Genomic DNA, 22,759 nt, shown 5'->3' on the forward strand with positions numbered 1-22,759 from the left:
ATGACACTGATTTTGCGAGTGAATATAAATATATAAAGAGTGTGACGGATTAATCGCGTTGTTATGGACGGGCTACATCCATGTCATGGAATCGTTGAGATGAAGAGTGTTTTATCAACAGTGTTCATGTGGGTATAAAAAACCACGGACAATGCCGTGGTTTTGTTTGTGCCGCGGAAATTGTACGCGTGGCTAGATGGCTTGGGTTGCCTGTGCCAACCAATCGCGGTCAGCTGCATCGTCTAGTAATGGCGACAATGTGTGCCAAACGGTTTTGTGATAATCGTTGAGCCAAGCGATTTCAGCATCGGTCATTAGTTCGCGTGCGATTAAGCGAGAGTCAATCGGCGCGCGGGTCAGGCTGCTAAAACCAAGTGTTGGGCGATCGCCATCAACATGAACCGGCACCACCACTTCAAGGTTCTCAATACGAATGCCAAAACCATTGCTGCGGTAGTAACCCGGCTCATTGGAGATCACCATGCCCGCTTTAAGCTCGGCTGTGCCCGCTTTGCTGATGCGTTGTGGGCCTTCGTGAACCCCGAGACGGTGGCCCACGCCATGACCTGTACCATGGTCAAAGTCCATGCCGTTGGCCCATAGGAATTGGCGCGCGAGTGGATCAAGCTGAGCGCCTGTGAGTCCTTGCGGGAAACGAGCGGTAGCAATCGCAATATGGCCTTTGAGCACTAAGGTAAAGGCGCGCTTCACTTGCGCGTCACATTCGCCAATGGCAACCGTGCGGGTAATGTCTGTGGTGCCATCGATGTATTGGGCGCCAGAGTCCACCAAATAGACCTCACCTTGCTGCAAGGTGGCAGGTTGGTCGCTGTTGTTGTGGTTGTAATGGCACATCGCGGCATTGCTGCCCGCAGCGGAAATGGTGTCAAAGCTTGGCTCTAGGCAGCTGTTATCGAGCTGGCGAATTTGCCATAGCTGATCGCTTAGCAGCGCTTCGTTTAGCTCAACGCCGTCGGCCACTTGGCGATCAAGTTGATGCAGGAATTTCACCATGGCCACACCATCGCGGACATGACAATCACGCATGCCTGTTAATTCCACTTCATTTTTACAGGCTTTTGGCAGCACGCATGGATCGCCATAATCCACCAACTGCGCGCCTGCGGCTTGCAGATGCTGTTGACACCAAGCGTTGCTTTGTTGCGGATCAAAGCCAATGACTTGGCCGCTCAGTTGCGCTAATTGCTCGGCCAGCTGTTCAGGTGCAAAACACTGCACACCCTCACCCACGTGTTGTTGCCAATCTTCGGGAAGGCGGCTTGGGTCAATAAACCAGCTTACTTCACCGGCTCGATTAATCAATGCATGGGAAAGCGCCACAGGTACGCAAGGGATATCACGGCCACGGATATTGAGTAGCCAAGCGATGCTGTCTGCTTGGGTCAGTAGTACGGCATCCAATTTGCTTTGTTGGAGTTGCGCCCCAATTTGCTGACGCTTGCTCAGGCTGCTTTGGCCGGTATAGCGCTCAGCAAAGCATTCCACCGCGCTTAAATTTGCGGCTGGGCGGTCATGCCAAAGTTGATCAATTGGGTTTTGCGCAAGGCTTTGCCATTCAAATTGGCTGAGCTTTTGCGCTTGCTCAAGCCAGTTGGCGCTATGCAAGCGCGGATCGATGGCAATTCGCCCTTGAGCTAGGTGCTCACTGAGCCAAGTGAGTGGTGGTGTTTCAATCAGATGGTGCTGATGACATGCTGGAGATTGCGCTTGTGCTTGCAGCGTATAACGACCATCAACAAAGAGATGCATGCCGTCCGCGGCAAGAATGGCAACACCGGCAGAGCCAGTAAAACCTGTAGCCCAAGCTAGGCGCGCTTGATCGTCGCCAGTGTACTCACCAAGATATTCATCTTCATGAGGAATAAAAAAGGCATCAAATTGATGTTCGTTCAGCCACTGTTGTAGCTGAGAAATTGCAGAAGCAGATAACATATGCGTTCCTTTCGCAAAGGACGAGAATGGCATTAACCTAGCGCTTTTTGCGCAACCCTGCAATTGTGTGCAGCTTGGTCATTCCCAGAATCGGTTGTATAGTTAATTCGAGCGCGCCCAATGTGAAGCGCAATAAGCACAATAAGATGGATTCACAGACCCTATGTCACACCCTGAAGCAGAACTTGCTCGCCTATTAAAAAATCTAGATCAATCAAAATCTTCTTCCACAACATCAAGCACTGGCCCAGACAAAATGCGTTTTAGCCAAGTGTTGATTGAGCTGGGTAAACAAAGCGACACGCGCATTCGTAGCGCAGCGCGCCAAGTGCCACTAGAAACTTTAAGCGAGCTGATTTATCAGTTTCAAACCGTACTGCGTGATCGTAAAGGTGAGCGTTTAGATCAAATTCGCCAACAACTCATCGATGACGGTATCTCTCCTGAAGAACTTAAGGCGTTCATGAACCAAGATCGCTAACCGCGCTTTTATCGCAAGCTTGTGCTGGGGCCAACCGCCGCGCGTTAGCCCACTGCTGAATCAGTAATCCACAAATGATCAATCCTAGTCCGAACAGCGTACTGGGATGGATGGTTTCGCCGATCACAAAGTGCAGCAAAATAAGCGAAATAAAAGGGGAGAGAAAAATAAGCTGGCTGAGTCGTGCCGTCTGTTGGGTCAGCTTGAGCGCGCTTAACCAAAAGACAAAGGTGATCCCCATTTCAAAAAGCCCGATATAACTCACCGCGAGCCATCCTTGCCAGCTCGCCTGTGGCCACTGGCCATCTTGCATCCAAGTCAAAAGTGCCGCAAAAGGCAGTGCCAGCATAAAATTGAGGCTCAGCCCTACCACGGCATCTTGCTGCTGTTTAGTATTGAGAATCCAATAGCCAGCCCACAACAATGTGGACAGTAGCGCCAGCATCACGCCATCCCAAGCCATGCCTTCCCATTGTAGTCCCTGTCCTTGACTGGCGATCGCCACCACCCCGCCATAGCCCAGTAAACAAGCAAGCCAATCGCTGCGTCGCATGGGTTGCTTGAGTACCAGTGCCGCCAAAACCGCGAGCGTAATCGCCCAGCTGTAGTTGATGGGCTGCGCAATACTGGCCGGCAGTTTGTCATAAGCGGCAAAGAGTACCCAGTAGTAGCACACCGGGTTAATGAGTCCGAGCATCAACGCCTGTTTTTTCTGAGTACGCAGCGCTTGTATCAATGTCGCGCATTTCCCCTGCCATGCGACGATCAACAGTAAGATAACCGTGGCAACGGCGCTGGCAAAAAATACCATTTGGCTGGGAGAGAAATCGCGCAAGGTGAGTTTAAAGGCGGTGGCGACCGTGGACCAAAGTAGGACAGCTACAAGCGCAAAGCTTAAGGCGCGAGATTCTTGATTCATCGATGAATACTCATAAAAAAATGACGCAGCGTCACTGCTGCCAAAGAAGTTTAAATGGCGCAGGAATGACTCGCTAAACTGGACATTTATCCAGTGCTTGGTTAGCCTTAAATCGCTGATTTTTACTGCGCAACATAGGAAATATTCAATGCATTTTGGTTCATTGCATTTGCTGCTGATGGTTCTTTCGAGTGTGCTCGTGACCGCTGCGATCGCCGGCCTTTTTTCTCGTCGTCGTTTACAGCAGGCCGAAGCGATGTGGCAGTCACACCATGAATTGGCACTTGCCCAACTGCAAAGCCAGTGTGAGGCTCAAAGCAAAGAGCTCGATGAAATGGATGATGCGCGAGATGCACTGTATGCCGAGCAGCGTGATAACGCTGCGATGATTGCCAGCTTGCAGGAAAAAACGCGCCAGCTTGAAGTTTATAAGCCGCAATTGGAACAGCAGCAGCAAGCCTATCAGCAGCTACAGAAGCAGTATCATCAAAGTATCACTTTGTTGCGCGAGCAGCAGGCGCGACAACAGGAGCAGCAGCGCAGTTATGAAGAGAAAATTGCACTGCTTGAAAGCGCCGAGCAGCGTTTAAGTTTGCAATTTGAGCAGCTCGCCAATCGCCTGTTTGATGATAAAAGTGCGCAGGCAAAAAATCAGCAACAGCAACAACTTGAAACCATGCTTGCGCCCTTTAAAGCGCAGTTGGAAAGTTTTCAGCAGCGCGTGGTGGAAGGCTTTGGTGAGCAAACTAAATCACGCCATCAACTGCTTCATCATATTGAAACGCTGCAAACGCTTAATGAGCGCATGGCGCAAGATGCGCTTAATTTGACCCAGGCGCTCAAGGGCGACAATAAACAGCAAGGTAACTGGGGCGAAGTGATTCTTGGCCGCGTACTGGAAGAGTCTGGTTTGCGCGAGGGCCATGAATATTTTACTCAGGTGAGCTTGAGTGATGCGCAGGGTAAGCGTTATCAGCCTGATGTGATTGTGAAATTACCGCAAAACAAAGATGTGGTGATTGACGCCAAAATGACCCTGATTGCCTATGAGCGCTACTATCATAGTGAGGATAAGGCGCAGCAAGAGCGAGCGCTTGCCGAACATGTGGCGGCTGTGCGCCAACATATCAAAGGGCTCAGCCGTAAGGATTATCACCAGCTGCATGGTATTGAAACGCTCGATTATGTGCTGATGTTCATTCCCGTCGAGCCTGCATTTCAGGCAGCTATTGGCGCAGATCCGACGCTGCTAAAAAATGCCATGGACAACAATATCATGTTGGTGAGTCCCACCACCTTGTTGGTGGCGCTGCGAACCATTCATCATCTCTGGCGGGTGGAGCGCCAGCATAGTAATGCCAAGGAGATCGCCGATCGCGCTGCGAAGTTGTATGACAAGCTGCGCCTCTTTGTTGAAGAGATGGATGGCATGGGGGTGGCGCTTGATAAAGCGCAGCAGCATTACCAAGGTGCGATGAACAAGCTGGCCTCAGGGCGCGGTAATATTCTCAGTCAGGTTCAGCGTTTTCAGCAGCTCGGTGTGGAAGTGAAAAAGCCAATCCAAAGCGGTTATTTGCCCGTGGATATGGGTGATGAATATCAAGATGAGCAAGCATCAGTAGGCGTACAGCCGATGCTGAATGAATCTCGCCCGTCCTTAGCGCAAGCGGCGGATCACGATGCATTTGAGTGAATCATGCGATTGCCATTGAGAAATTGTGATGTCGCTAGAGCCGAGTCGCAACATGCAGTACACTAGCGCTGCGTGATAGAGGATGAACAGCAATGAAATTGAGCTCAGCGGCGACTACGGATATGACCCCACAAACCAATCAAAACATCAACCAAGACACCACTCACTTCGGCTATCAAACTGTGGCTAAAGATGACAAAGTGGCAAAAGTTGCGGAGGTGTTTCATTCCGTTGCCAGCAAATATGACCTAATGAACGACTTGATGTCATTGGGCATTCACCGTCTGTGGAAGCGTTTTACCATCGACTGTAGCGGCGTTCGCCGTGGCCACAAAGTGTTAGATTTGGCCGGTGGTACGGGCGATTTAACCGCGAAATTTTCACGCCTTGTAGGCGATCAAGGTGAAGTAGTATTGGCTGACATTAACAGCTCAATGCTAAAAATGGGACGCAGCAAACTGCGTGATAAGGGCATTATTGGTAATGTCAGTTATGTGCAGGCAAATGCTGAAGCGCTCCCCTTCCCTGATGACTACTTTGATTGCATCACCATTGGTTTTGGTCTGCGTAATGTGACGGACAAAGATAAAGCGCTGCGTTCTATGTTTCGCGTGCTGAAACCAGGTGGTCGCCTATTGGTCTTGGAGTTTTCAACGCCAACCTCTAAAGCTTTGGCTAGCATTTATGATAAATATTCGTTTCATCTGTTGCCGAAAATGGGCAAACTAGTTGCAAATGATAGTGAAAGCTACCAATACCTCGCAGAATCCATTCGCATGCATCCGGATCAAGAGACCTTGAAAGGGATGATGAATGCAGCGGGTTTTGAGCAAACCCACTACCACAACTTAACGGGTGGGATTGTGGCACTACATCGAGGGTACAAATTCTAGAGGAGCACTATGCTGCTGGATGCCTTGGTTACCGCTGTAACCGAAACAGCGATCAACGGTTTGACGGCGCGTCAGCATCAAGCGCCGCAACGTTTACTCCCCTTGGCCGGCAGGCTGATTGAATTGCGTTTGCCCGAGCTTGGCAAACGTTTGCTTTTCTCTTTTTGTCCACAGCATGTCACTGTGTTGGCGGAGACTGAAGATACGCCTGATGTCCGCTTAACGCTGACCAGTAAGGCATTTACTCAGCTTCGCCAAGGTCACTCTCTGACTCAGCTGATCAAGCAAGATGCACTGGATATGGAAGGTGACCTACAGGTGGCGCAAGAGTTCGCCGCCTATTTACTGACCTTAAAGCCTGATCCAGAGCATCTTCTCGCGCAATATATTGGTGATGTGCCTGCGCACTTAATTCATCGTCAAAGCAAATCCCTTTGGTCATGGCTCAGTAGCCACGGACAAACCACGCAGCGCCATTTGCGAGAAGCTGTGGTGGAAGAGTGGCGTTTAGTGCCTAATCCACTTGAGATCGCCTATTTCGCCGATCAAGTCAGCGAACTTGCGGAGCAAGGCCAAGCGCTGACGCTGCGTGTCGAAGCCCTTCTCGCGCGCGCTGGGCAAGGAAAATAACCCATGAGACCCACAGAGATGCGCCGTTTTTATCAGATTATTCGTGTCTTTTTACGCTATGGTCTCGACCAAATTGAACCCAGTTGGCAACATCAAAAATTGCATCGCCCACTGGCTGCACGCCGCCTACTCTTTTGGCTGCGTAATCAACATGACGATAAGCCCTACGGTGTCCGGCTACGTCTCGCCTTGCAAGAGTTAGGGCCAGTTTGGATTAAGCTTGGCCAGATGCTCTCTACCCGCCGCGATCTGTTCCCGCCAGCAATTGCTGATGAACTTGCTTATCTGCAAGATAAAGTTGCGCCCTTTGATGGCGTGCAGGCGAAAGCGATCATTGAGCAATCATTGGGTGGCTCGATCGAAACTTGGTTCGATGATTTTGATATCGAGCCATTAGCCTCGGCCTCAATTGCTCAAGTACATACCGCAACTTTGAAATCCAATGGTAAAGCGGTGGTCCTGAAAGTGATTCGCCCCGATATATTGCCGCAGATTCGCGCCGATATAGGATTGATGTACCGCTTTGCTAAAATTCTACGTCGCATCGCGCCGGAAGCGCGCCGTTTGCGCCCTGTTGAAGTGGTGCGCGAATATGAAAAAACGCTGCTCGATGAGCTTAATCTGATGCGTGAAGCGGCCAATGCCATTCAACTTCGCCGCAATTTTGAAAATAGTCCCGCGCTTTATGTGCCTGAGGTCTATAGCGACTATTGCCGCGAAAATGTGATGGTGATGGAGCGCATCTATGGCATTCAGGTATCCGATATCGCGGGCCTGAAAGCCAATGGTACTAACATGAAATTGTTGGCTGAACGCGGTGTTGAGGTGTTTTTTACCCAAGTATTTCGCGACAGCTTTTTCCATGCGGATATGCATCCGGGCAATGTGTTTGTCAGCTATGATCATCCAGAGAACCCGCAATGGATTGGCTTAGATTGTGGTATTGTCGGCACGCTCAATCGCGATGATAAACGTTATTTAGCTGAAAACTTCCTCGCCTTCTTTAATCGCGATTATCGTAAAGTGGCACAGCTGCATGTGGACTCTGGCTGGGTACCTGCGTACACCAAAGTGGATGAGTTCGAATTTGCGATTCGCACGGTGTGCGAGCCGATTTTTGAAAAGCCGCTGTGTGAAATCTCTTTCGGCCATGTGTTGGTGAATCTATTCAATACCGCGCGTCGCTTTGAAATGGAAGTGCAGCCGCAATTGGTGTTACTGCAAAAAACGCTGCTTTATGTAGAAGGTTTGGGACGTCAGTTATATCCACAACTTGATTTGTGGGATACCGCTAAACCATTTTTAGAAGATTGGATGGCACGCCAAATTGGACCGCGTGCTTTCTTTGATGCGGTGCGTGAACGCGCCCCATTTTGGGCTGAAAAGCTGCCTGAATTGCCAGAGCTTATTTACGATAGTTTGCAGCAAGGTAAGGTGCTTAATCAGCGTGTGGACACGTTGTTCCAACAGATGTTGCAACAGCGCCAGCAGCAAGGCCGGGCAAAAATTATGTTTGGTATGGGCGCCACGTTCATGGTGTGTGCCGCCATACTGTTCAATCAATCTCAAGGGTGGCCAAGTGGCGTGCTTGCGGGTAGTGGCGTTTTATCTTGGCTACTAGCGTGGCGTGCATATCGTGGTTAGCCCTTTGTTTATGGTGATTTGAGGTTCTTATGGGTAGCTTTGGCATTAAAGAGTTGTTGTTGATCGCAGTGATCGTATTGTTGGTGTTTGGTACCAAAAAATTGCGCACCATGGGTGGAGATTTGGGCACCGCGATCAAAGGGTTCAAAAAGGCGATGAGTGAAGACGACAAGTCAGAAACCAAGCCTGATGAACTAGAAAAGAAAGATGCTGACTTTAACAAAGACAGCGTGAAAGACGCCGATAAAACCAAGCAAGACTAAGAGGCGCGCCAATGTTTGATATTGGCTTTTGGGAACTGCTACTGATTGCCATTATTGGCTTGGTAGTTCTTGGCCCGCAACGCTTACCGATTGCGCTTCATACTGTCGCGCGCTGGGTGGGCGCGGTGCGTCGTACCATTGATACGGTAAAAGATGAGCTCGACCAAGAGCTCAAGCTTGAAAAGCTCCGCCAAGATTTAAAAGAGGCGGAAGAGCGCGGGTTGAAAAATCTATCACCGGATCTGCAAACGTCGCTCGATGAGCTAAAAGCCGCAGCCAAAGCAGTGCAGCAGCCATTTAGCGATGCCGATGAAGCAGTGAAGCGTGAATCACAAGCAATGAATGATGAATTGCAGAGTGTGACGCGTGAGTCCGCGCCGACGAGTGTGGAGAGCAAATCATCCGCAGTGAAATCTGAATCAGTCGACAGCAAAGGTGAGCGTCATGAGTGATCATTCTGATTCCCCTTTGATTAGCCATTTACTGGAGCTGCGTACTCGCTTAATGCGCGCCGTCGCTGCGGTACTTGTGGTGTTTTTGGCACTCATCTATTTTGCCAATGATATCTATAGCTTGCTGGCTCAGCCACTGATTGAGAAGATGCCGGAAGGGGCGACGATGATCGCCACAGATGTGGCCTCGCCGCTACTCACACCGATGAAGTTAACCATGGTGTTGTCGGTGATGATCGCAATTCCAGTGATTCTTTATCAGGTGTGGGCTTTTATTGCGCCAGGGCTTTATCGCCACGAGCGACGCTTGGTGCTACCGCTGTTGGTTTCTAGTTCATTACTCTTTTATCTGGGTGTGGCCTTTGCCTATTTCGTGGTCTTTCCGCTGATTTTTGGCTTTTTCACCACCATTGCTCCTACCGGCGTGCAAGTGGCGACAGATATCGCCAGTTATCTCGATTTTGTGCTCGCGCTATTTATGGCCTTTGGCATCGCCTTTGAAGTGCCTATTGCGATCATTTTGCTTTGCTGGACGGGTGCGACATCTGTGGATAGCTTGCGTGAAAAGCGTCCCTATATTTTGGTGCTCGCCTTTGTGATTGGTATGGTTCTGACGCCGCCGGATGTGGTGTCACAAACCTTGCTAGCGGTGCCCATGTATCTGCTCTTTGAAGCGGGTTTGTGGTGCGCGCAGTTATATAGCAAAGCGCCAACACGCGCCGATGTGGATGCCGAGCAATCCTCTGATGAATAAATAAGGGCGCCAGTGTCATGCTGGCGTACATATGAAATGCTGATTGATACCCACGCACATATCTATGCTGACGCCTTTGCCAGCGATTTAGATGACACCATTTCACGCGCCAAACAAGCCGGATTAACTGCGCTGCTGATGCCCAATGTTGATGCAGAAAGTATCGAACCTATGCTCGCCGTTGAGGCCGCTTATCCTGATTATTGCTTTGCCATGATGGGATTGCACCCGACATCGGTGACTGCTGATGTGGACCAGCAGCTGGCGCAGATGCAAGCACTATGGGCGCAACGTGATTTTATTGCAGTAGGTGAAATCGGCATTGATCTTTACTGGGATGACACCTTTATTGAGCAGCAAAAGCATGCTTTTGTCACTCAAGTTGCTTGGGCCAAAGCCAAACAAAAACCAGTGGTGATCCATACTCGAGATTCCACCGATTTGGTGATTGAGCTTTTAGCGCCGCTACAAGATGGCAGCCTACGTGGCGTCTTCCATTGCTTTGGTGGCACCTTGGCACAAGCGCAGGGGATTATTGCGCTTGGCTTTCATCTGGGCATTGGTGGCGTTTCCACCTTTAAAAATGGCGGTCTGGATCAGGTGCTGCCGCATCTGGATTTGCAGCATTTGATCATCGAGACCGATTGTCCCTATTTGGCCCCTGTGCCACATCGCGGTAAACGCAATGAACCGGCGTATTGCCAGTTAGTTGCTGCGCGCATTGCTGAGCTGATGTCAGTGAATGTTGAAACCGTGGCGCAGCAGACCACCCATAATGCACAGCAGCTTTTTGTGCTTGTGCCGTGACAAAAAAGGAACTGAATGTGACTGTAACCTCATCATTTCCGGCGCGCCGTATGCGTCGTCTGCGCAAACATGCTTTTAGTCGTCGTTTGGTGGCAGAAAACAAACTGAGCGTGGATGATTTGATCTATCCCATGTTCGTGTTGATGGGTAAAAACCGTCGCGAGCCTGTGGCATCGATGCCTGGTGTTGAACGTTTTTCCATTGATTTGCTGCTGCAAGAAGCAGAAGAGCTGGTCAAATTGGGCGTGCCGATGATCGCGCTGTTCCCTGTGGTCTCGCAAGATGCCAAAAGCCTTTGCGCTTCAGAAGCACACAACCCAGAGGGTTTGGTACAACGTGCCGTGCGTGTGCTAAAAGAGCATTGCCCAGAGCTTGGCATTATGACAGACGTCGCGCTCGACCCATACACCATTCATGGCCAAGATGGCATCATCGATGAAGAAGGTTATGTGCTAAATGATGTCACCACCGAGGCTTTGATTAAGCAGGCGCTTTCTCACGCTGAAGCAGGTGCAGATATTGTGGCGCCATCAGATATGATGGATGGTCGTATTGGCGCGATTCGTGAGGCCTTGGAAGACGCGGGTTATATCAACACCCAGATCATGGCTTACTCGGCTAAATATGCATCGAACTACTATGGTCCTTTCCGTGATGCGGTCGGCTCTTCTAGCAACCTAAAAGGCGGCGACAAGAAAACCTACCAAATGGATCCGGCCAATAGCGATGAAGCGATTCACGAAGTGGCGATGGATATTCAAGAAGGTGCGGATATGGTGATGGTGAAACCTGGTCTGCCCTATTTGGATGTGGTGCGCCGAGTGAAAACTGAGCTGCAAGTGCCGACTTTTGCTTATCAGGTGTCTGGTGAATACGCCATGCATATGGCCGCAATTGCCAATGGTTGGCTTGCTGAAAAGCCAGTCATTATGGAATCGCTGCTTTGCTTTAAGCGTGCCGGTGCAGATGGCATTTTGACCTACCATGCTAAGCAAGTGGCACAGTGGCTTGCTGAAGAGGCGCAAAACTAAGGCCTGAAAATCGGCAAAGTTTGACTCATTTGAAAAGGCGCGTGATGCGCCTTTTTTAATGTCCGCAAATTTGCATTGTGTCTTGGATGTACCTTTTTTATGGCGTAGAAAAAATGAGCGTTGTTACAATTTTCAGCTAACACATGTGCGCTAAAGGTGTCATACTGAACGCCAAATTGAGCTTGAAGGAATCAAGATGTCCAATACAGCAGTGCAACCCGGATACAGCCGAGGAGAAGAGATCGCCAATAGTATCAGCCATGGGGCTGGGGTGATTTTTGCTATTGTGGGCTTGGTGTTGCTTCTGGTTGATGCGGTACATTCCGGTGCGGATACCCTGTCGATCACTAGCTTTGCCATTTATGGCAGCAGCATGATTTTGCTTTATTTGGCATCGACGCTTTATCACGCCATCCCATTTGAGCGTGCCAAGCGCGCATTAAAGACCTTTGATCATTGTGCGATTTACCTACTCATTGCTGGTACCTATACGCCTTTTCTATTGATTAGCTTACGTACGCCCTTGGCGATTACCTTAATGGCGGTGATCTGGTGTATTGCCTTGATTGGTGTGGTGCTGAAGGTGGCCTTTGTTTATCGCTTTAAAAAGCTTTCGCTAGCGATCTACCTTGCCATGGGCTGGCTTTCATTGATTGCGGTTTATCAGTTGGCTCAGGCTTTGGCATGGCCGGGAATGCTACTGCTTGCCTTGGGCGGTGTGGTCTATTCGCTAGGTGTGATTTTTTACGTGTGTAAGCGTATTCCCTACAACCATGCGATTTGGCACGGCTTTGTTTTGGGCGGCACGCTGTGCCATTTCTTTGCGATTTATCTTTATGTCGTACCGGTTTAGCCTGATTTCACTGAATATAGCCATTTGAAAAGTGCTGAAAAAAACACCTCTTGAAAACCGCGATGATTCGCGGTTTTTTCATGGAAAGTTGAGAGCGAGTGATTTGTTTTTGCTGTCTCAACGGCATGCGGCTTGTTTCAATATAAGCATGATAATATTATCTAATTAATTGATTTATATTATTTATATTATTTATATTATTTATATTATTTATATTATTTATATTTGCTTTGTTGCGAGTCATGGAATGACCGAATGAAAAATAGATGCTATCTACTGGCACTGCTACCTGTGGTGGCTTTGGCAACACAGTCTCCAGACCCCTACCTCATTACCACGAAAGCGATCAGTAAGACTGAGTTTGATGGTTATATTGCGCAGACGAAGCAGCAAAAGCCACATCAGCTGCAGTTGATATTGAATGAGCAGAAAGCCTATCAAATGATTGGCTCGCGGATGGCGGTGGTCTATGACAACCAATATGAGCAGAATAACCCCATGCGCTCGCTGACGTTGTTTGATGCTAAGGGCCAACAAATTTATCACAATGAGCAGATGTTTGAGTGCGGCTTTGATGCTTATCTACCGCAGCTGGATGTGCTGGCTCTGATTTGTGGGCATGAATCGGATTATATTTTGGATCTAAAGACAGGCCAGCAGCTGGATTATAACCCGCGTTATTTGCGTTACGCACCGAACGGTCAATGGCGTATTGCAACATGGGAAAATGGCCAATATACGGAGTTTGCGCTGCATCGACAGCTTGAGGGTGTTTGGCAGTCGGTGAATTATCGCAATGCCAAAGGGAAATATCAGTGTATGGCTGCGCCCACCACAGATGATTCGGGTGAGTCCACGCACTGTGCAGGTATGGGATTAACCCAATGGGTGAGCAATGACGCTTGGGTGTTTTATGACTGGGTCAGCGATGGTTATTTCTACAGTCAGTTGAGCGAAAAATAGCGATAGATAGGATTGATAGAAACCGCGTGATACGCGGTTTTTTCTTGTTGGCTTAGTTTATCGTGAGCTTTTGACCTATGGTGATCCAAAAGCTCAAAAGGCTGTACGTAAAGGGTGTGCTAGAAAGAAAAAGGGAGGCGAAGCCTCCCTTTTTTATTTTTAAAATCAGTGATTAATTCTTCCAAAATGCCGGGAAGAACACCACCAATACAGTCAAAATTTCCAAACGTCCCATCAACATGCCAAGGCTGAGTATCCACTTGGCGAGATCAGGCAGGCCGGCAAAATTACCAGTTGGACCGATAAACTCACCCATCCCCGGACCGACGTTGGCCACTGCGGTGATCGATGCGGTGATACTGGTGACCGGATCGATATTCATACAGGCCAGCGCTGCAGCGATAAAGATGATGGTTAAAATGTAGGTTAAACAGAACGCCAACACTGAGCGCACAATGGTATCGGTCACTGGACGGCGGTTGTAGCGCTGGACAAAGGTCGCCGATGGATGAATCAGCTGCATCATCTGTTTGCGCCACATGGAGATGGCTACTTGAATACGAAACAGCTTCAAGCCACCTGCCGTTGAACCAGAGCAAGCACCAATCAGCAAAACAACGGCAAAAATGACCGAAGGCAGTGCGCCCCAAGCAGTAAAGTCATCCAAACCAAAGCCGGTGGTGGTGATCACTGAGACCAAGTTAAACATGCTGACGCGAATCGCATCATCAATGGCATAGCCGCGTTCAACCACCAGCCAAGTACTGACGATAATGGTGGTCCAAATAACCAATTTAAAGAAGCCACGAACCTGAGCATCTTTGGTCAGCAAGCGCAATTTGCGATGGCGTAGTGCTTGCACAAAGAGCAAAAATGGCAAACCACCAGCAAACATAAAGATGGTGCCAACCCAGTGCGCACCTTCTGAAAACTTGTTCATTGAGCTATCAGAGGTAGAGAAACCACCGGTGGAGAGCGTGGTAAAGGCGTGGTTAATCGCCTCAAACCCAGTCATCCCTGTCAGCATATAACCGATGATACAAAGCAGGGTGAGCACCAAATAGACCGCCATAATGCTTTTGGCGACGGTTTTGGTGCGCGGTGAGCTTTTATCCGACCAATCTGAGGATTCAGTTTGGAATAGGCGCATACCACCCACCCCAAGCATGGGCAAAATCGCTACCCCCATGACGATAAAGCCAATACCACCAAGCCATTGCAAAATGGATCGCCAGAGCAGAATACTGGGCGCCATCTCATCAAGGCCACTGAGCACGGTTGAACCCGTGGTGGTGATCCCTGACATGGTCTCAAAGTAAGCGTTGGTAAAACTGATATGGTTGATAAAGACAAAGGGTAGCGCGGCAAAGGCGCTGGCGATGGTCCACACCAGCGTGGTGAGCAGGAACATATCGCGCACCCCCAGTGTGAATTTAGCACCACGGCCCCAAGTGAGCATTGCAAGCGCAGCGCAGTGGGTGATGATCACCGATTTACCGAAATCAATAAACCCCGGGGTACCGGTGGCTAGCGCCAGTACCGTCGGGATATACATAAATAGGGCGATCTTAGACAGCACCAAGCCTAATACAAAGGCGATTGAGCGGGCATTGACCATAACGAACTCTTATAGGAAGAAAGGACTCGGCTGGAATAGGCGCTCGACATCCGGCACATATTTTTTATCGACGAGGAACATCACCACATGGTCATTTTGTTCGATCACTGTGCGATCGTTAGCAATAATGACCGACTCACCGCGCACAATAGCGCCGATGGTGGTACCCGGTGGAAGCTTGATATCGCCAATGGCGCGTCCCACCACTTTTGAGTTGGCGCTGTCGCCATGGGCGATTGCTTCAATGGCTTCTGCTGCGCCGCGGCGAAGCGAAGACACACTGACGATATCACCACGACGAACATGGGTTAGTAGCGCCGAGATCGTGGCTTGTTGCGGTGAAATGGCGATATCAATATTGCCACCTTGCACCAAATCCACATAAGCACCACGTTGAATCAGCACCATCACTTTCTTGGCGCCCATGCGCTTGGCCAGCATCGCTGACATGATGTTGGATTCATCTTCATTGGTGACGGCGATAAACACATCCACTTGCTCAATGTTTTCTTCACTGAGTAACTCTTGATCTGCGGCATCACCACAAAAGACGATGGTGTTTTGTAGTTTCTCTGAGAGATATTCGGCGCGCGCTAAATTACGTTCAATGAGCTTCACGCTGTAATCAATTTCAAGCTGCTTAGCAAGACCGGCACCAATGTTACCGCCGCCAACAATCATGATGCGTTTGTATGGCTTTTCAAGGCGTTGCAGCTCACTCATCACATCACGAATATGACCGCTGGCAGCGACGAAGAAGACTTCATCATCAGCTTCAATCACCGTCGTGCCCTTTGGACGAATCGGTTGACCTTGACGGAAAATCGCAGCGACACGGGTGTCGATGTGCGGCATATGCTCGCGCAGTGTAGACAGTGCATTGCCCACCAGAGGGCCGCCATAATAGGCTTTAACCGCAACCAGACTGACTTTGTCTTCAGCAAAGGTCACTACTTGTAGCGCGCCAGGGTAGGCAATTAAGCGTTTGATGTAAGAGGTCACCAGCTCTTCTGGTGCAATTAAATGATCGACAGGCACTGCATCAGATAAAAACAGACGCTGTTTGGCGCGAAGATATTCTGGAGAACGAATGCGAGCAACGCGATTGGGCGTATTGAAAAGCGTAAAAGCGACTTGGCAGGCGATCATATTGGTTTCATCGGAGTTGGTGACTGCCACCAACATGTCGGCGTCGCCAGCGCCGGCTTCTTCAAGAGTTCTAGGGTGGCTGGCATAACCATTGACCACCCGTAAATCATACTTATCTTGTAACTCGCGAAGTCGTTCAGGATCTTTATCGACAATGGTGATGTCGTTATTTTCACCGACGAGGTTTTCAGCTAGGGTGCCGCCCACTTGGCCTGCACCTAAGATAATGATTTTCATGTCAACGCTCTCATAAAATGCGAAGTTGCGTGCGTGAAATTAATGCGCTTCTTTGACCAACACGGCGTAGTAGAAGCCATCCATGTTTTCTTCCCCGGGCACAATTTGTCGGCCGGGTTGACACGGATCACCGAGGGTGAGGCGTGCATCGGCGTGGCTTTGCAAAAAGCGAGCAACCTGTAAATGGTTCTCTTGAGCCATCACCGAACAAGTGGCGTAAACCAAGGTGCCACCGGGTTTGAGTTGTTGCCACATGGCGTCAAAAATAGCCTGTTGTAGCTCAGCCAGAGCGTCGATATCTTCGCCGCGACGCAGCCATTTTATATCAGGATGGCGGCGAATCACACCTGTTGCCGAGCAAGGCGCGTCTAGCAAAATGCGATCAAACTGCGGGCCATGGTGCCAAGCCGCAGGATTGCTGGCGTCAGCATGAATCACTTCGGCGTTCAGTTGAAGGCGATTTAAGTTTTCAAAAACGCGCTTTAAGCGGTTTTCATCGGCATCAATGGCGACAACTTTGGCTTCAGGCGCGCGCTCTAAAATATGGCAAGTTTTACCGCCAGGTGCGGCGCAGGCATCCAAAATATACTCGCCATTTTGTGGCTCAAGATAGTTTACGGCCAGCTGTGCTGCGGCATCTTGTACTGACACCCAGCCCTGCGCAAATCCCGGTAGCGTTTGTACATCGCAAGGCTTACTCAGCATCAAAGCATCATCTGCCTGTGAATGCGGTGTTGCTTCAATACCTTCAGCTTGCAATAGCGCTAAATATTGCGCACGACTATGGTGCTGGCGATTCACTCGCAGCCACATCGGTGCTTTGGTGTTGTTGGCTGCGACGATTTGCTGCCATTGCTCAGGATAGGTGTGCTGCAATCCTTTAAGAAGCCAGCCCGGATGACCATAACGGCCACTGTCGCGACTATCAGCTTGCGCTTCTAGCTCGGCTTGTTGGCGCTGGAAATTGCGTAGCACTGCGTTGATCAGTCCTTTGAGGCGCGGCGCTTTGAGCGCTTGCGCGGCAGCAACGGTTTCTGCAACGGCGGCATGCGCTGGAATGCGCATTTGGCTGAGCTGATAGAGCCCCACCAAAATCAGATGGTGCAATACGCGCTGCTTACCCTTCAGTGGCTTATCCATCAACTGATTGGCAATGGCCTCAAAGCGCGGTAACCAGCGAAGAACGCCATAGCAGATCTCTTGAAGCAAGGCTTGGTCACGCGGAGCGACCTGTTGTTGCGCTTGTGGCAAGGCTTGTGACAGTGATTGACCTTGGTCCACCACTTGATAGATCACTTGTGCGGCGACGGCTCGAATATTGCGACTCATAATTTTCTCGTTGGATATTGGTTTGACCGCAGCGATTGATGCTGGTGAAGCGGCTGCGGTCAATGGGGCAAAAGGGCAATGGCTTAGTTGAGGGTTTTACCAGGTTCAAACCACTCCTTGCGCGCATTGAGTAGATCGGCGCAGGACATTGCTTTTTTACCTGGAATTTGTAGCGATTGTAGCTGCAGTGCGCTGCCCTCACCACAGGCGATGGTGATGCCTTGCTTATTGGCGCTGAGCACTGTGCCTGGTACTTGGCTGTGCTGCTGATCGCTCACTTGCGCTTGCCAAACCTTAATATCTTGCTCTTGGCAGGCGAAATAACTGATCGGCCATGGGTTAAAAGCACGAATACAGCGTTCAATAAAGTCAGCTGGTTGCTGCCAATCGATTTTCGCTTCCTCTTTGCTCAACTTTTTCGCGTAGTTGGCCAATGCGTCATCTTGTTTGATGGCCGTGATTGGGCCTTGCGCCATTTGATCAAGGGTTTCCACCAGTGCCACAGGACCCAGTTCCGCTAGTTTGTGGTACAGGCTAGCGCTGGTATCAGTGGCTTCAATTGGTAGCTTGGCGATGGTGATCATATCGCCGGTATCTAGACCTACATCCATCTGCATAATGGTCACGCCCGTTTCGCTATCACCCGCCCAGAGTGAGCGTTGAATCGGTGCAGCGCCACGCCAGCGAGGCAAAATCGAGCCATGCACGTTGATGCAGCCTAAGCGTGGTGTATCAAGCACCACTTTAGGCAGTAGCATGCCATAGGCCACAACCACCATAATATCGGCATCAATGGCAGCGAGTTCTTGCTGCGCGGCTTCATCTTTTAGGCTTTGTGGCTGATAAACCGGAATTTGGTGCTGTTCAGCGAGTACTTTGACTGCGCTTGGGGTGAGCTTTTTACCGCGACCGGCTGGGCGGTCAGGGTTGGTGTAAACGGCCACAACTTGGTGCTGTGAAGACAATAACGCCGCCAAATGGTCGGCGGCGAACTCCGGTGTACCGGCAAAAATAATTTTCAAGGGAGTCATAAAAGCCTCTTAAGCACGCGCCTGTGCACGTTTCAATTTTTCTAGTTTTTGCATAATGCGTTGGCGCTTTAGTGGCGATAGGTAATCAATGAAGAGCTTACCTTCAAGGTGATCAAGCTCATGTTGAATGCAGATCGCCAACAAATCATCTGCATCTAAAGTAAAAGGTTGGCCGTTGCGATCCAGTGCTTTAATCGACACTTGCTCTGCGCGGGGAACCAATGCGCGCGCCTCTGGCACAGAGAGGCAACCTTCTTCAATTCCCGTTTCGCCGGATTGATCGGTGATTTCTGGGTTGATCAGTACTAAGGGTTGATCGCCCTCTTCCGAGACATCAATCACCACAATGCGCTGATGAATGTCGACTTGCGTCGCAGCAAGACCAATCCCCTGTTCGTGATACATGGTTTCGAGCATATCGTCGACCATGGTCTGAATTTCGGGTGTGACCTCTGCAACAGGTTGCGCGATAGTGCGAAGTCGCTCATCTGGTAGTGTTAATACTTGCAATAATGACATAATAACTCGAAAAATGTTGAACTGTGCCGAAACAAAGGAACCACTAATTCGCTCAATTCTAGACATTTTATGGTTGAAATGACAGCATCGACAAGTTATACGCGCGTACTGTAAGGGAAAAACTGTCATGCGATTCGCTCGAGTCATTTTATTTAGTTGTTTGTTTTTTCTCCCATTCATGGGCTCAGCGATTGAGCTCAAGTCGGGCCATCCTGAAAAATACACGGTCAAAAAAGGTGATACCCTTTGGGATATCGCTGGAACCTTCCTGAATGAGCCTTGGTTATGGCCAAAGCTTTGGCATGCCAACCCAGATATCGTCAACCCGCACCTCATTTATCCTGGTGATGTGATCACTTTGATTTGGGTCGATGGCAAGCCATCATTGCAAGTGAACCAAAAACCGAATGCGAGCCAAAAAGAGAGCGCTGTGCCTTCTGTGGATACGCAAGCGGTTGAACCTTACTTCCGTAAAGAACGTTTGATTGAACAAGGTATGCTCGATACCTCAGCCAAGATTGTTGGTACCAATGAAGAAAGTATCGGTTGGTATGATGATTCTATGGTGCTTTACAGCGACAAAGTGCTGCATACGGAAAACGTGGCCATCTATCGTATTGGTGAGCCTGTGACCCGTGAGCTTGAAGACGGCGAGACCGTGACAGCTTATCGCGCGATTAAAGTGGCTACGGCAACGCAAACACCAATCGACAATGGTATGGCGCAGCTGAACATTACTCAGATTCGCCAAGAGATCACCCAAAACGATATCGTGCTGCCCTATGAGAGCGTCAATACTCTCCCTGTGTATTTCCAGCTGAACCCTGCACCAAAAGGTTTGAAAGCAACATCACTAGGCGGTACTGATGCACGTCGTTACTTGGCGACAAACCAAGTGACCCTGCTTGATGTGGGTGCCAAAGATGGTGTGGAAGCGGGCGATATCATGCAAATCGCATTGCCAGGTAATGGTCTGAAGAAGAAAGACGAAGAATATTCATTCACCAAGAAAGACAAAGCACCTTTGGTATTGCCAAACAAGGTGATTGGTGAAGCGATGATCTTCAAAACCTACGACTACTTTAGCTATGCGATCATCACCAAGAGCACTGAGCCTGTGACCAGCAAATCATTGTTCGTTGCACCGCCACAGCCGAAAAAGCCAGTTGCTGACGCAGCAACAGAGCAAGCAGCCGATCAAACAGCTGCAGATAAGAAAGCCGCTCAAGCAAAAGTTGTTGATGTTGAAGCGGGTGCCGACCTTGCCGCAGCGCCTTAATGGCTGATCTGACTGCTTGGTTAACCCTATACACTGCGCCGAGAATCGGCGCAGTGTCGTTTCATCGGCTGCTTGAAAAGCATTCACCTGAATTTTGGTGTCTGCAATCCGATGATTTCCTTGCGCAAGCTGGACTTACTCAGCCGCAAATTCAAGCCATTCGACAGCCCAATAAGGCGCTGATTGATGCCTGCTTGCATTGGGCTGCGCAGCCTCACTGTCATCTACTACACTACGACCACCCACTTTACCCAGCCCTATTAAAAGAAACCGTGGCCGCGCCGCCACTGCTATTTGTTCAAGGCGATCCTCAAATTTTAGCGCTGCCACAGATTGCCATTGTTGGTAGCCGCAGCGCATCGGCAGATGGCCGTGCTCAGGCCTTTCATTTTGCCCAAGGCTTAGCGGAGCAAGGGATTGTGGTGACCAGTGGTTTAGCGCTGGGTGTGGATGGTCAAGCGCATCGCGGCGCGCTGGCCGCCAATGGATTAACTGTGGCGGTGATGGGGACAGGCTTGAACCAAATTTATCCTGCCAGACACCGCAGCTTGGCGGCCGAGATCATCGAAAGTGGTGCTTTGGTTTCTGAATTTCTACCCAACCAAGCGCCGGTAGCGCATAATTTTCCACGTCGAAATCGGGTGATCTCAGGGTTAAGTCGTGGCGTACTCGTTTTAGAAGCGGCAGCGCGAAGTGGCTCGCTGATTACTGCGCGATATGCTCTAGAGCAAAATCGTGATGTTTTTGCGGTGCCTGGCCATATTCATAATCCACTCAGTCAGGGCCCCAATCAGCTGATCAAACAAGGTGCTTATTTGGTTGAGCATGTGGATGATATTGTTCAACAAATGTCCAATCTTGTAGTGCCTGATCTGCATCGAAATTCACCCGCACCTCAGGCGCAAGGTGGGGGGATTATTTGCACAGCAAAGCCTGCGGAGCTCTTGCCATTTGCCAAGCTGTTGGATACTTTAGGCGATACAGCGACCCCTGTGGATCAAATTGCAGAACGAAGTGGTCTGCCGGTTCACGAGGTCATGGGCCAACTCCTTGAATTGGAGCTCCTTGGCGCCGTTTCAATGTTAGATGGTGGTTATATCCTCACGAGGAGTTGCAAGTCATGATGGATATTCTGATGTACCTGTTTGAAGCCTATATTCACAGCGATGTGGAGCTCTTGGTGGATCAGGATGAGTTGGCTGACGAGTTGTCGGAAGCGGGCTTTCATCACAACGATATTTTAAAAGCACTGGCTTGGTTAGAAAAACTTGGCGCGCTACAAGATGCCGAGCAGCAGCCAATGCTTGCCCAAACTGCGCAGCGCGCACAGCGCATCTATACTGAGCAAGAGTGCTATCGCATGGACTCGGAATGTCGCGGCTTTTTAATGTTCCTTGAGCAGATTCAGGTGCTTGATCCGGAAACGCGTGAATTGGTGATTGAGCGTGTGATGGAGCTGGAAACCAATGAGTTTAATCTCGATGATTTGAAGTGGATTATTCTGTTGGTGCTGTTCAATATGCCGGGTAAAGAAGGGGCTTACCAAGAGATGGAAGATCTTCTTTATGAGGAGCCTGAAGAGTGGCTGCATTAATTTTTGCTTGAGACCCATGTTCTAAGATCTATGTCAGACGATTCCCTTTTTTCCCATCACGAACACGCCCTTGAACAGCGCTGCCCTCAATGTGGCGGCGCTTTGCAATTTCGACAGAGCAAACATGGCCCATTTTTAGGCTGTGAGCATTATCCGCAGTGTGATTATATTCAGCCGCTGCACGGACAAGATGGGCAAATCATCAAAGAGCTAGATGTCCCCTGCCCCGCTTGCGCGCATCCTTTGGTCTTGCGTCGTGGCCGCTATGGCATGTTTATTGGTTGCAGTCAGTTCCCTGAGTGTCAGCACATTGAACCTATTGATAAGCCCGATGAAACTCATTTGGCCTGCCCTGAGTGTGGTCGCGGTGAATTGTTGCAACGGAAATCACGTCATGGCAAAGCTTTTTATGCCTGCAATCAGTATCCGAAATGCCGCTTTGCAGTGAATCAAAAGCCAGTGGCGGGTCGTTGTCAGCAGTGTGGTTTTGGCTTATTGGTTGAGAAAAAAACAGCAGCAGGTATCAAATTAGTGTGTGCCGAGCGCCGTTGTGGTGCGCTGCAAACCGATGCCAGCTAGCTTTTCCGAGCGCATATCAAAACGAACAAAAAACGAATATAAAAAAGCCGCGATCATTCGCGGCTTTTTCGTCTTTGCCTGCAGTGCA

Annotated in this window: 23 protein-coding genes; 16 read left to right on the forward strand and 7 right to left on the reverse strand. The window is 49.7% G+C overall.

Features of this window, described 5'->3' with window-relative positions; all coding sequences use genetic code 11:
- Window positions 1-192: 192 nt before the first annotated feature.
- The gene (locus tag L9P36_RS00335) at window positions 193-1,953 is read right to left on the reverse strand and encodes an aminopeptidase P family protein (RefSeq protein WP_237464056.1); all 1,761 of its coding nucleotides are present in this window, start codon (window positions 1,951-1,953) and stop codon (window positions 193-195) included.
- Window positions 1,954-2,116: 163 nt separating this feature from the next.
- Here L9P36_RS00335 and tsrA point away from each other — a divergent pair, with 163 nt between their 5' ends.
- On the forward strand, window positions 2,117-2,434 hold the full coding sequence (gene tsrA, locus L9P36_RS00340; protein ID WP_237464058.1) for an H-NS-like global regulator TsrA: 318 nt from the start codon (window positions 2,117-2,119) through the stop codon (window positions 2,432-2,434).
- Here the strand turns inward: tsrA and L9P36_RS00345 are convergent.
- Complete coding sequence (locus L9P36_RS00345) at window positions 2,415-3,353, reverse strand: DMT family transporter (protein ID WP_237464059.1); 939 nt, start codon at window positions 3,351-3,353, stop codon at window positions 2,415-2,417. The two genes, tsrA and L9P36_RS00345, sit on opposite strands and share 20 nt — an antisense overlap.
- A gap of 148 nt (window positions 3,354-3,501) precedes the next feature.
- On the opposite strand from L9P36_RS00345, the gene rmuC reads away from it, so the two are divergent.
- From rmuC to L9P36_RS00400, 11 genes are all read left to right on the forward strand, one after another.
- Window positions 3,502-5,046, forward strand: coding sequence for a DNA recombination protein RmuC (rmuC, locus tag L9P36_RS00350; RefSeq protein WP_354004712.1), 1,545 nt, complete (start codon window positions 3,502-3,504; stop codon window positions 5,044-5,046).
- A 122-nt stretch (window positions 5,047-5,168) separates the two neighbouring features.
- Window positions 5,169-5,939, forward strand: coding sequence for a bifunctional demethylmenaquinone methyltransferase/2-methoxy-6-polyprenyl-1,4-benzoquinol methylase UbiE (ubiE, locus tag L9P36_RS00355; RefSeq protein ID WP_237467807.1), 771 nt, complete (start codon window positions 5,169-5,171; stop codon window positions 5,937-5,939).
- Between the two features lie 9 nt (window positions 5,940-5,948).
- Window positions 5,949-6,569, forward strand: coding sequence for a ubiquinone biosynthesis accessory factor UbiJ (locus tag L9P36_RS00360; protein WP_237464060.1), 621 nt, complete (start codon window positions 5,949-5,951; stop codon window positions 6,567-6,569).
- 3 nt (window positions 6,570-6,572) lie between these two features.
- The gene (ubiB, locus tag L9P36_RS00365) at window positions 6,573-8,213 is read left to right on the forward strand and encodes a ubiquinone biosynthesis regulatory protein kinase UbiB (RefSeq protein WP_237464062.1); all 1,641 of its coding nucleotides are present in this window, start codon (window positions 6,573-6,575) and stop codon (window positions 8,211-8,213) included.
- A 29-nt stretch (window positions 8,214-8,242) separates the two neighbouring features.
- Complete coding sequence (gene tatA / locus L9P36_RS00370; RefSeq protein WP_237464064.1) at window positions 8,243-8,476, forward strand: twin-arginine translocase TatA/TatE family subunit; 234 nt, start codon at window positions 8,243-8,245, stop codon at window positions 8,474-8,476.
- 11 nt (window positions 8,477-8,487) lie between these two features.
- Window positions 8,488-8,928 (forward strand): Sec-independent protein translocase protein TatB, encoded by a 441-nt coding sequence (tatB, locus tag L9P36_RS00375; RefSeq protein ID WP_354004713.1) that lies wholly within the window; start codon window positions 8,488-8,490, stop codon window positions 8,926-8,928.
- Window positions 8,921-9,682 carry a twin-arginine translocase subunit TatC gene (gene tatC / locus L9P36_RS00380; protein WP_237464065.1) on the forward strand — a complete coding sequence of 254 codons (762 nt, stop codon included), beginning with the start codon at window positions 8,921-8,923 and terminating at the stop codon, window positions 9,680-9,682. The genes tatB and tatC overlap by 8 nt, the downstream gene beginning before the upstream one ends.
- A 39-nt stretch (window positions 9,683-9,721) precedes the next feature.
- Window positions 9,722-10,489, forward strand: coding sequence for a TatD family hydrolase (locus tag L9P36_RS00385; protein WP_237467808.1), 768 nt, complete (start codon window positions 9,722-9,724; stop codon window positions 10,487-10,489).
- Window positions 10,490-10,539: 50 nt separating this feature from the next.
- The gene (hemB, locus tag L9P36_RS00390) at window positions 10,540-11,520 is read left to right on the forward strand and encodes a porphobilinogen synthase (RefSeq protein ID WP_494338354.1); all 981 of its coding nucleotides are present in this window, start codon (window positions 10,540-10,542) and stop codon (window positions 11,518-11,520) included.
- A 196-nt stretch (window positions 11,521-11,716) separates the two neighbouring features.
- Complete coding sequence (gene trhA / locus L9P36_RS00395; protein WP_237464067.1) at window positions 11,717-12,373, forward strand: PAQR family membrane homeostasis protein TrhA; 657 nt, start codon at window positions 11,717-11,719, stop codon at window positions 12,371-12,373.
- Window positions 12,374-12,628: 255 nt separating this feature from the next.
- A complete protein-coding gene (locus L9P36_RS00400; protein WP_237464069.1) occupies window positions 12,629-13,336 on the forward strand; it encodes a hypothetical protein in 708 nt (235 codons plus the stop codon).
- A 172-nt stretch (window positions 13,337-13,508) separates the two neighbouring features.
- Here the strand turns inward: L9P36_RS00400 and L9P36_RS00405 are convergent, their stop codons facing one another.
- The 5 genes from L9P36_RS00405 to def all read right to left on the reverse strand — a co-directional run bounded on the left by L9P36_RS00405 (window position 13,509) and on the right by def (window position 19,219).
- A complete protein-coding gene (locus L9P36_RS00405) occupies window positions 13,509-14,954 on the reverse strand; it encodes a TrkH family potassium uptake protein (protein WP_237464070.1) in 1,446 nt (481 codons plus the stop codon).
- Between the two features lie 9 nt (window positions 14,955-14,963).
- Window positions 14,964-16,340, reverse strand: coding sequence for a Trk system potassium transporter TrkA (gene trkA, locus L9P36_RS00410; protein ID WP_237464071.1), 1,377 nt, complete (start codon window positions 16,338-16,340; stop codon window positions 14,964-14,966).
- A gap of 39 nt (window positions 16,341-16,379) precedes the next feature.
- On the reverse strand, window positions 16,380-17,669 hold the full coding sequence (rsmB, locus tag L9P36_RS00415) for a 16S rRNA (cytosine(967)-C(5))-methyltransferase RsmB (protein ID WP_237464072.1): 1,290 nt from the start codon (window positions 17,667-17,669) through the stop codon (window positions 16,380-16,382).
- Between the two features lie 83 nt (window positions 17,670-17,752).
- Window positions 17,753-18,700, reverse strand: a complete 948-nt coding sequence (gene fmt / locus L9P36_RS00420) for a methionyl-tRNA formyltransferase (protein ID WP_237464073.1) — start codon at window positions 18,698-18,700, stop codon at window positions 17,753-17,755.
- 9 nt (window positions 18,701-18,709) lie between these two features.
- Entirely contained in the window at window positions 18,710-19,219 is a 510-nt protein-coding gene (gene def / locus L9P36_RS00425; RefSeq protein ID WP_237464074.1) for a peptide deformylase, read from the reverse strand.
- Window positions 19,220-19,346: 127 nt separating this feature from the next.
- Here def and L9P36_RS00430 point away from each other — a divergent pair, with 127 nt between their 5' ends.
- Genes L9P36_RS00430 through L9P36_RS00445 form a run of 4 tightly spaced genes read left to right on the forward strand, consistent with a single transcriptional unit; the run spans window position 19,347 to window position 22,671 of the window.
- Window positions 19,347-20,498 (forward strand): LysM peptidoglycan-binding domain-containing protein, encoded by a 1,152-nt coding sequence (locus tag L9P36_RS00430; RefSeq protein ID WP_237464075.1) that lies wholly within the window; start codon window positions 19,347-19,349, stop codon window positions 20,496-20,498.
- A complete protein-coding gene (dprA, locus tag L9P36_RS00435) occupies window positions 20,498-21,622 on the forward strand; it encodes a DNA-processing protein DprA (RefSeq protein ID WP_237464076.1) in 1,125 nt (374 codons plus the stop codon). The genes L9P36_RS00430 and dprA overlap by 1 nt, the downstream gene beginning before the upstream one ends.
- Window positions 21,619-22,092: a DUF494 family protein gene (locus L9P36_RS00440; RefSeq protein WP_237464078.1), complete on the forward strand. Its 474-nt coding sequence runs from the start codon at window positions 21,619-21,621 to the stop codon at window positions 22,090-22,092. The genes dprA and L9P36_RS00440 overlap by 4 nt, the downstream gene beginning before the upstream one ends.
- Before the next feature lie 30 nt (window positions 22,093-22,122).
- Window positions 22,123-22,671, forward strand: coding sequence for a DNA topoisomerase family protein (locus L9P36_RS00445; RefSeq protein WP_237464079.1), 549 nt, complete (start codon window positions 22,123-22,125; stop codon window positions 22,669-22,671).
- Window positions 22,672-22,759: the final 88 nt, after the last annotated feature.

This window comes from Vibrio stylophorae (genome assembly GCF_921293875.1).
In the GTDB taxonomy this organism is placed as follows: domain Bacteria; phylum Pseudomonadota; class Gammaproteobacteria; order Enterobacterales; family Vibrionaceae; genus Vibrio_A; species Vibrio_A stylophorae.

Excerpts from the sequence above, each read along its gene's own strand:
- def (WP_237464074.1), bottom strand. The coding sequence starts at position 19,219 with ATGTCATTATTGCAAGTATTAACACTACCAGATGAGCGACTTCGCACT.
- ubiB (WP_237464062.1), top strand. The coding sequence starts at position 6,573 with ATGAGACCCACAGAGATGCGCCGTTTTTATCAGATTATTCGTGTCTTT.
- L9P36_RS00360 (WP_237464060.1), top strand. The coding sequence starts at position 5,949 with ATGCTGCTGGATGCCTTGGTTACCGCTGTAACCGAAACAGCGATCAAC.
- tatA (WP_237464064.1), top strand. The coding sequence starts at position 8,243 with ATGGGTAGCTTTGGCATTAAAGAGTTGTTGTTGATCGCAGTGATCGTA.
- L9P36_RS00440 (WP_237464078.1), top strand. The coding sequence starts at position 21,619 with ATGATGGATATTCTGATGTACCTGTTTGAAGCCTATATTCACAGCGAT.
- trhA (WP_237464067.1), top strand. The coding sequence starts at position 11,717 with ATGTCCAATACAGCAGTGCAACCCGGATACAGCCGAGGAGAAGAGATC.
- dprA (WP_237464076.1), top strand. The coding sequence starts at position 20,498 with ATGGCTGATCTGACTGCTTGGTTAACCCTATACACTGCGCCGAGAATC.
- L9P36_RS00405 (WP_237464070.1), bottom strand. The coding sequence starts at position 14,954 with ATGGTCAATGCCCGCTCAATCGCCTTTGTATTAGGCTTGGTGCTGTCT.
- rmuC (WP_354004712.1), top strand. The coding sequence starts at position 3,502 with ATGCATTTTGGTTCATTGCATTTGCTGCTGATGGTTCTTTCGAGTGTG.
- L9P36_RS00400 (WP_237464069.1), top strand. The coding sequence starts at position 12,629 with ATGAAAAATAGATGCTATCTACTGGCACTGCTACCTGTGGTGGCTTTG.
- trkA (WP_237464071.1), bottom strand. The coding sequence starts at position 16,340 with ATGAAAATCATTATCTTAGGTGCAGGCCAAGTGGGCGGCACCCTAGCT.
- L9P36_RS00335 (WP_237464056.1), bottom strand. The coding sequence starts at position 1,953 with ATGTTATCTGCTTCTGCAATTTCTCAGCTACAACAGTGGCTGAACGAA.
- L9P36_RS00345 (WP_237464059.1), bottom strand. The coding sequence starts at position 3,353 with ATGAATCAAGAATCTCGCGCCTTAAGCTTTGCGCTTGTAGCTGTCCTA.
- rsmB (WP_237464072.1), bottom strand. The coding sequence starts at position 17,669 with ATGAGTCGCAATATTCGAGCCGTCGCCGCACAAGTGATCTATCAAGTG.
- L9P36_RS00430 (WP_237464075.1), top strand. The coding sequence starts at position 19,347 with ATGCGATTCGCTCGAGTCATTTTATTTAGTTGTTTGTTTTTTCTCCCA.
- tsrA (WP_237464058.1), top strand. The coding sequence starts at position 2,117 with ATGTCACACCCTGAAGCAGAACTTGCTCGCCTATTAAAAAATCTAGAT.
- tatB (WP_354004713.1), top strand. The coding sequence starts at position 8,488 with ATGTTTGATATTGGCTTTTGGGAACTGCTACTGATTGCCATTATTGGC.
- L9P36_RS00445 (WP_237464079.1), top strand. The coding sequence starts at position 22,123 with ATGTCAGACGATTCCCTTTTTTCCCATCACGAACACGCCCTTGAACAG.
- ubiE (WP_237467807.1), top strand. The coding sequence starts at position 5,169 with ATGACCCCACAAACCAATCAAAACATCAACCAAGACACCACTCACTTC.
- hemB (WP_494338354.1), top strand. The coding sequence starts at position 10,540 with ATGCGTCGTCTGCGCAAACATGCTTTTAGTCGTCGTTTGGTGGCAGAA.
- tatC (WP_237464065.1), top strand. The coding sequence starts at position 8,921 with ATGAGTGATCATTCTGATTCCCCTTTGATTAGCCATTTACTGGAGCTG.
- fmt (WP_237464073.1), bottom strand. The coding sequence starts at position 18,700 with ATGACTCCCTTGAAAATTATTTTTGCCGGTACACCGGAGTTCGCCGCC.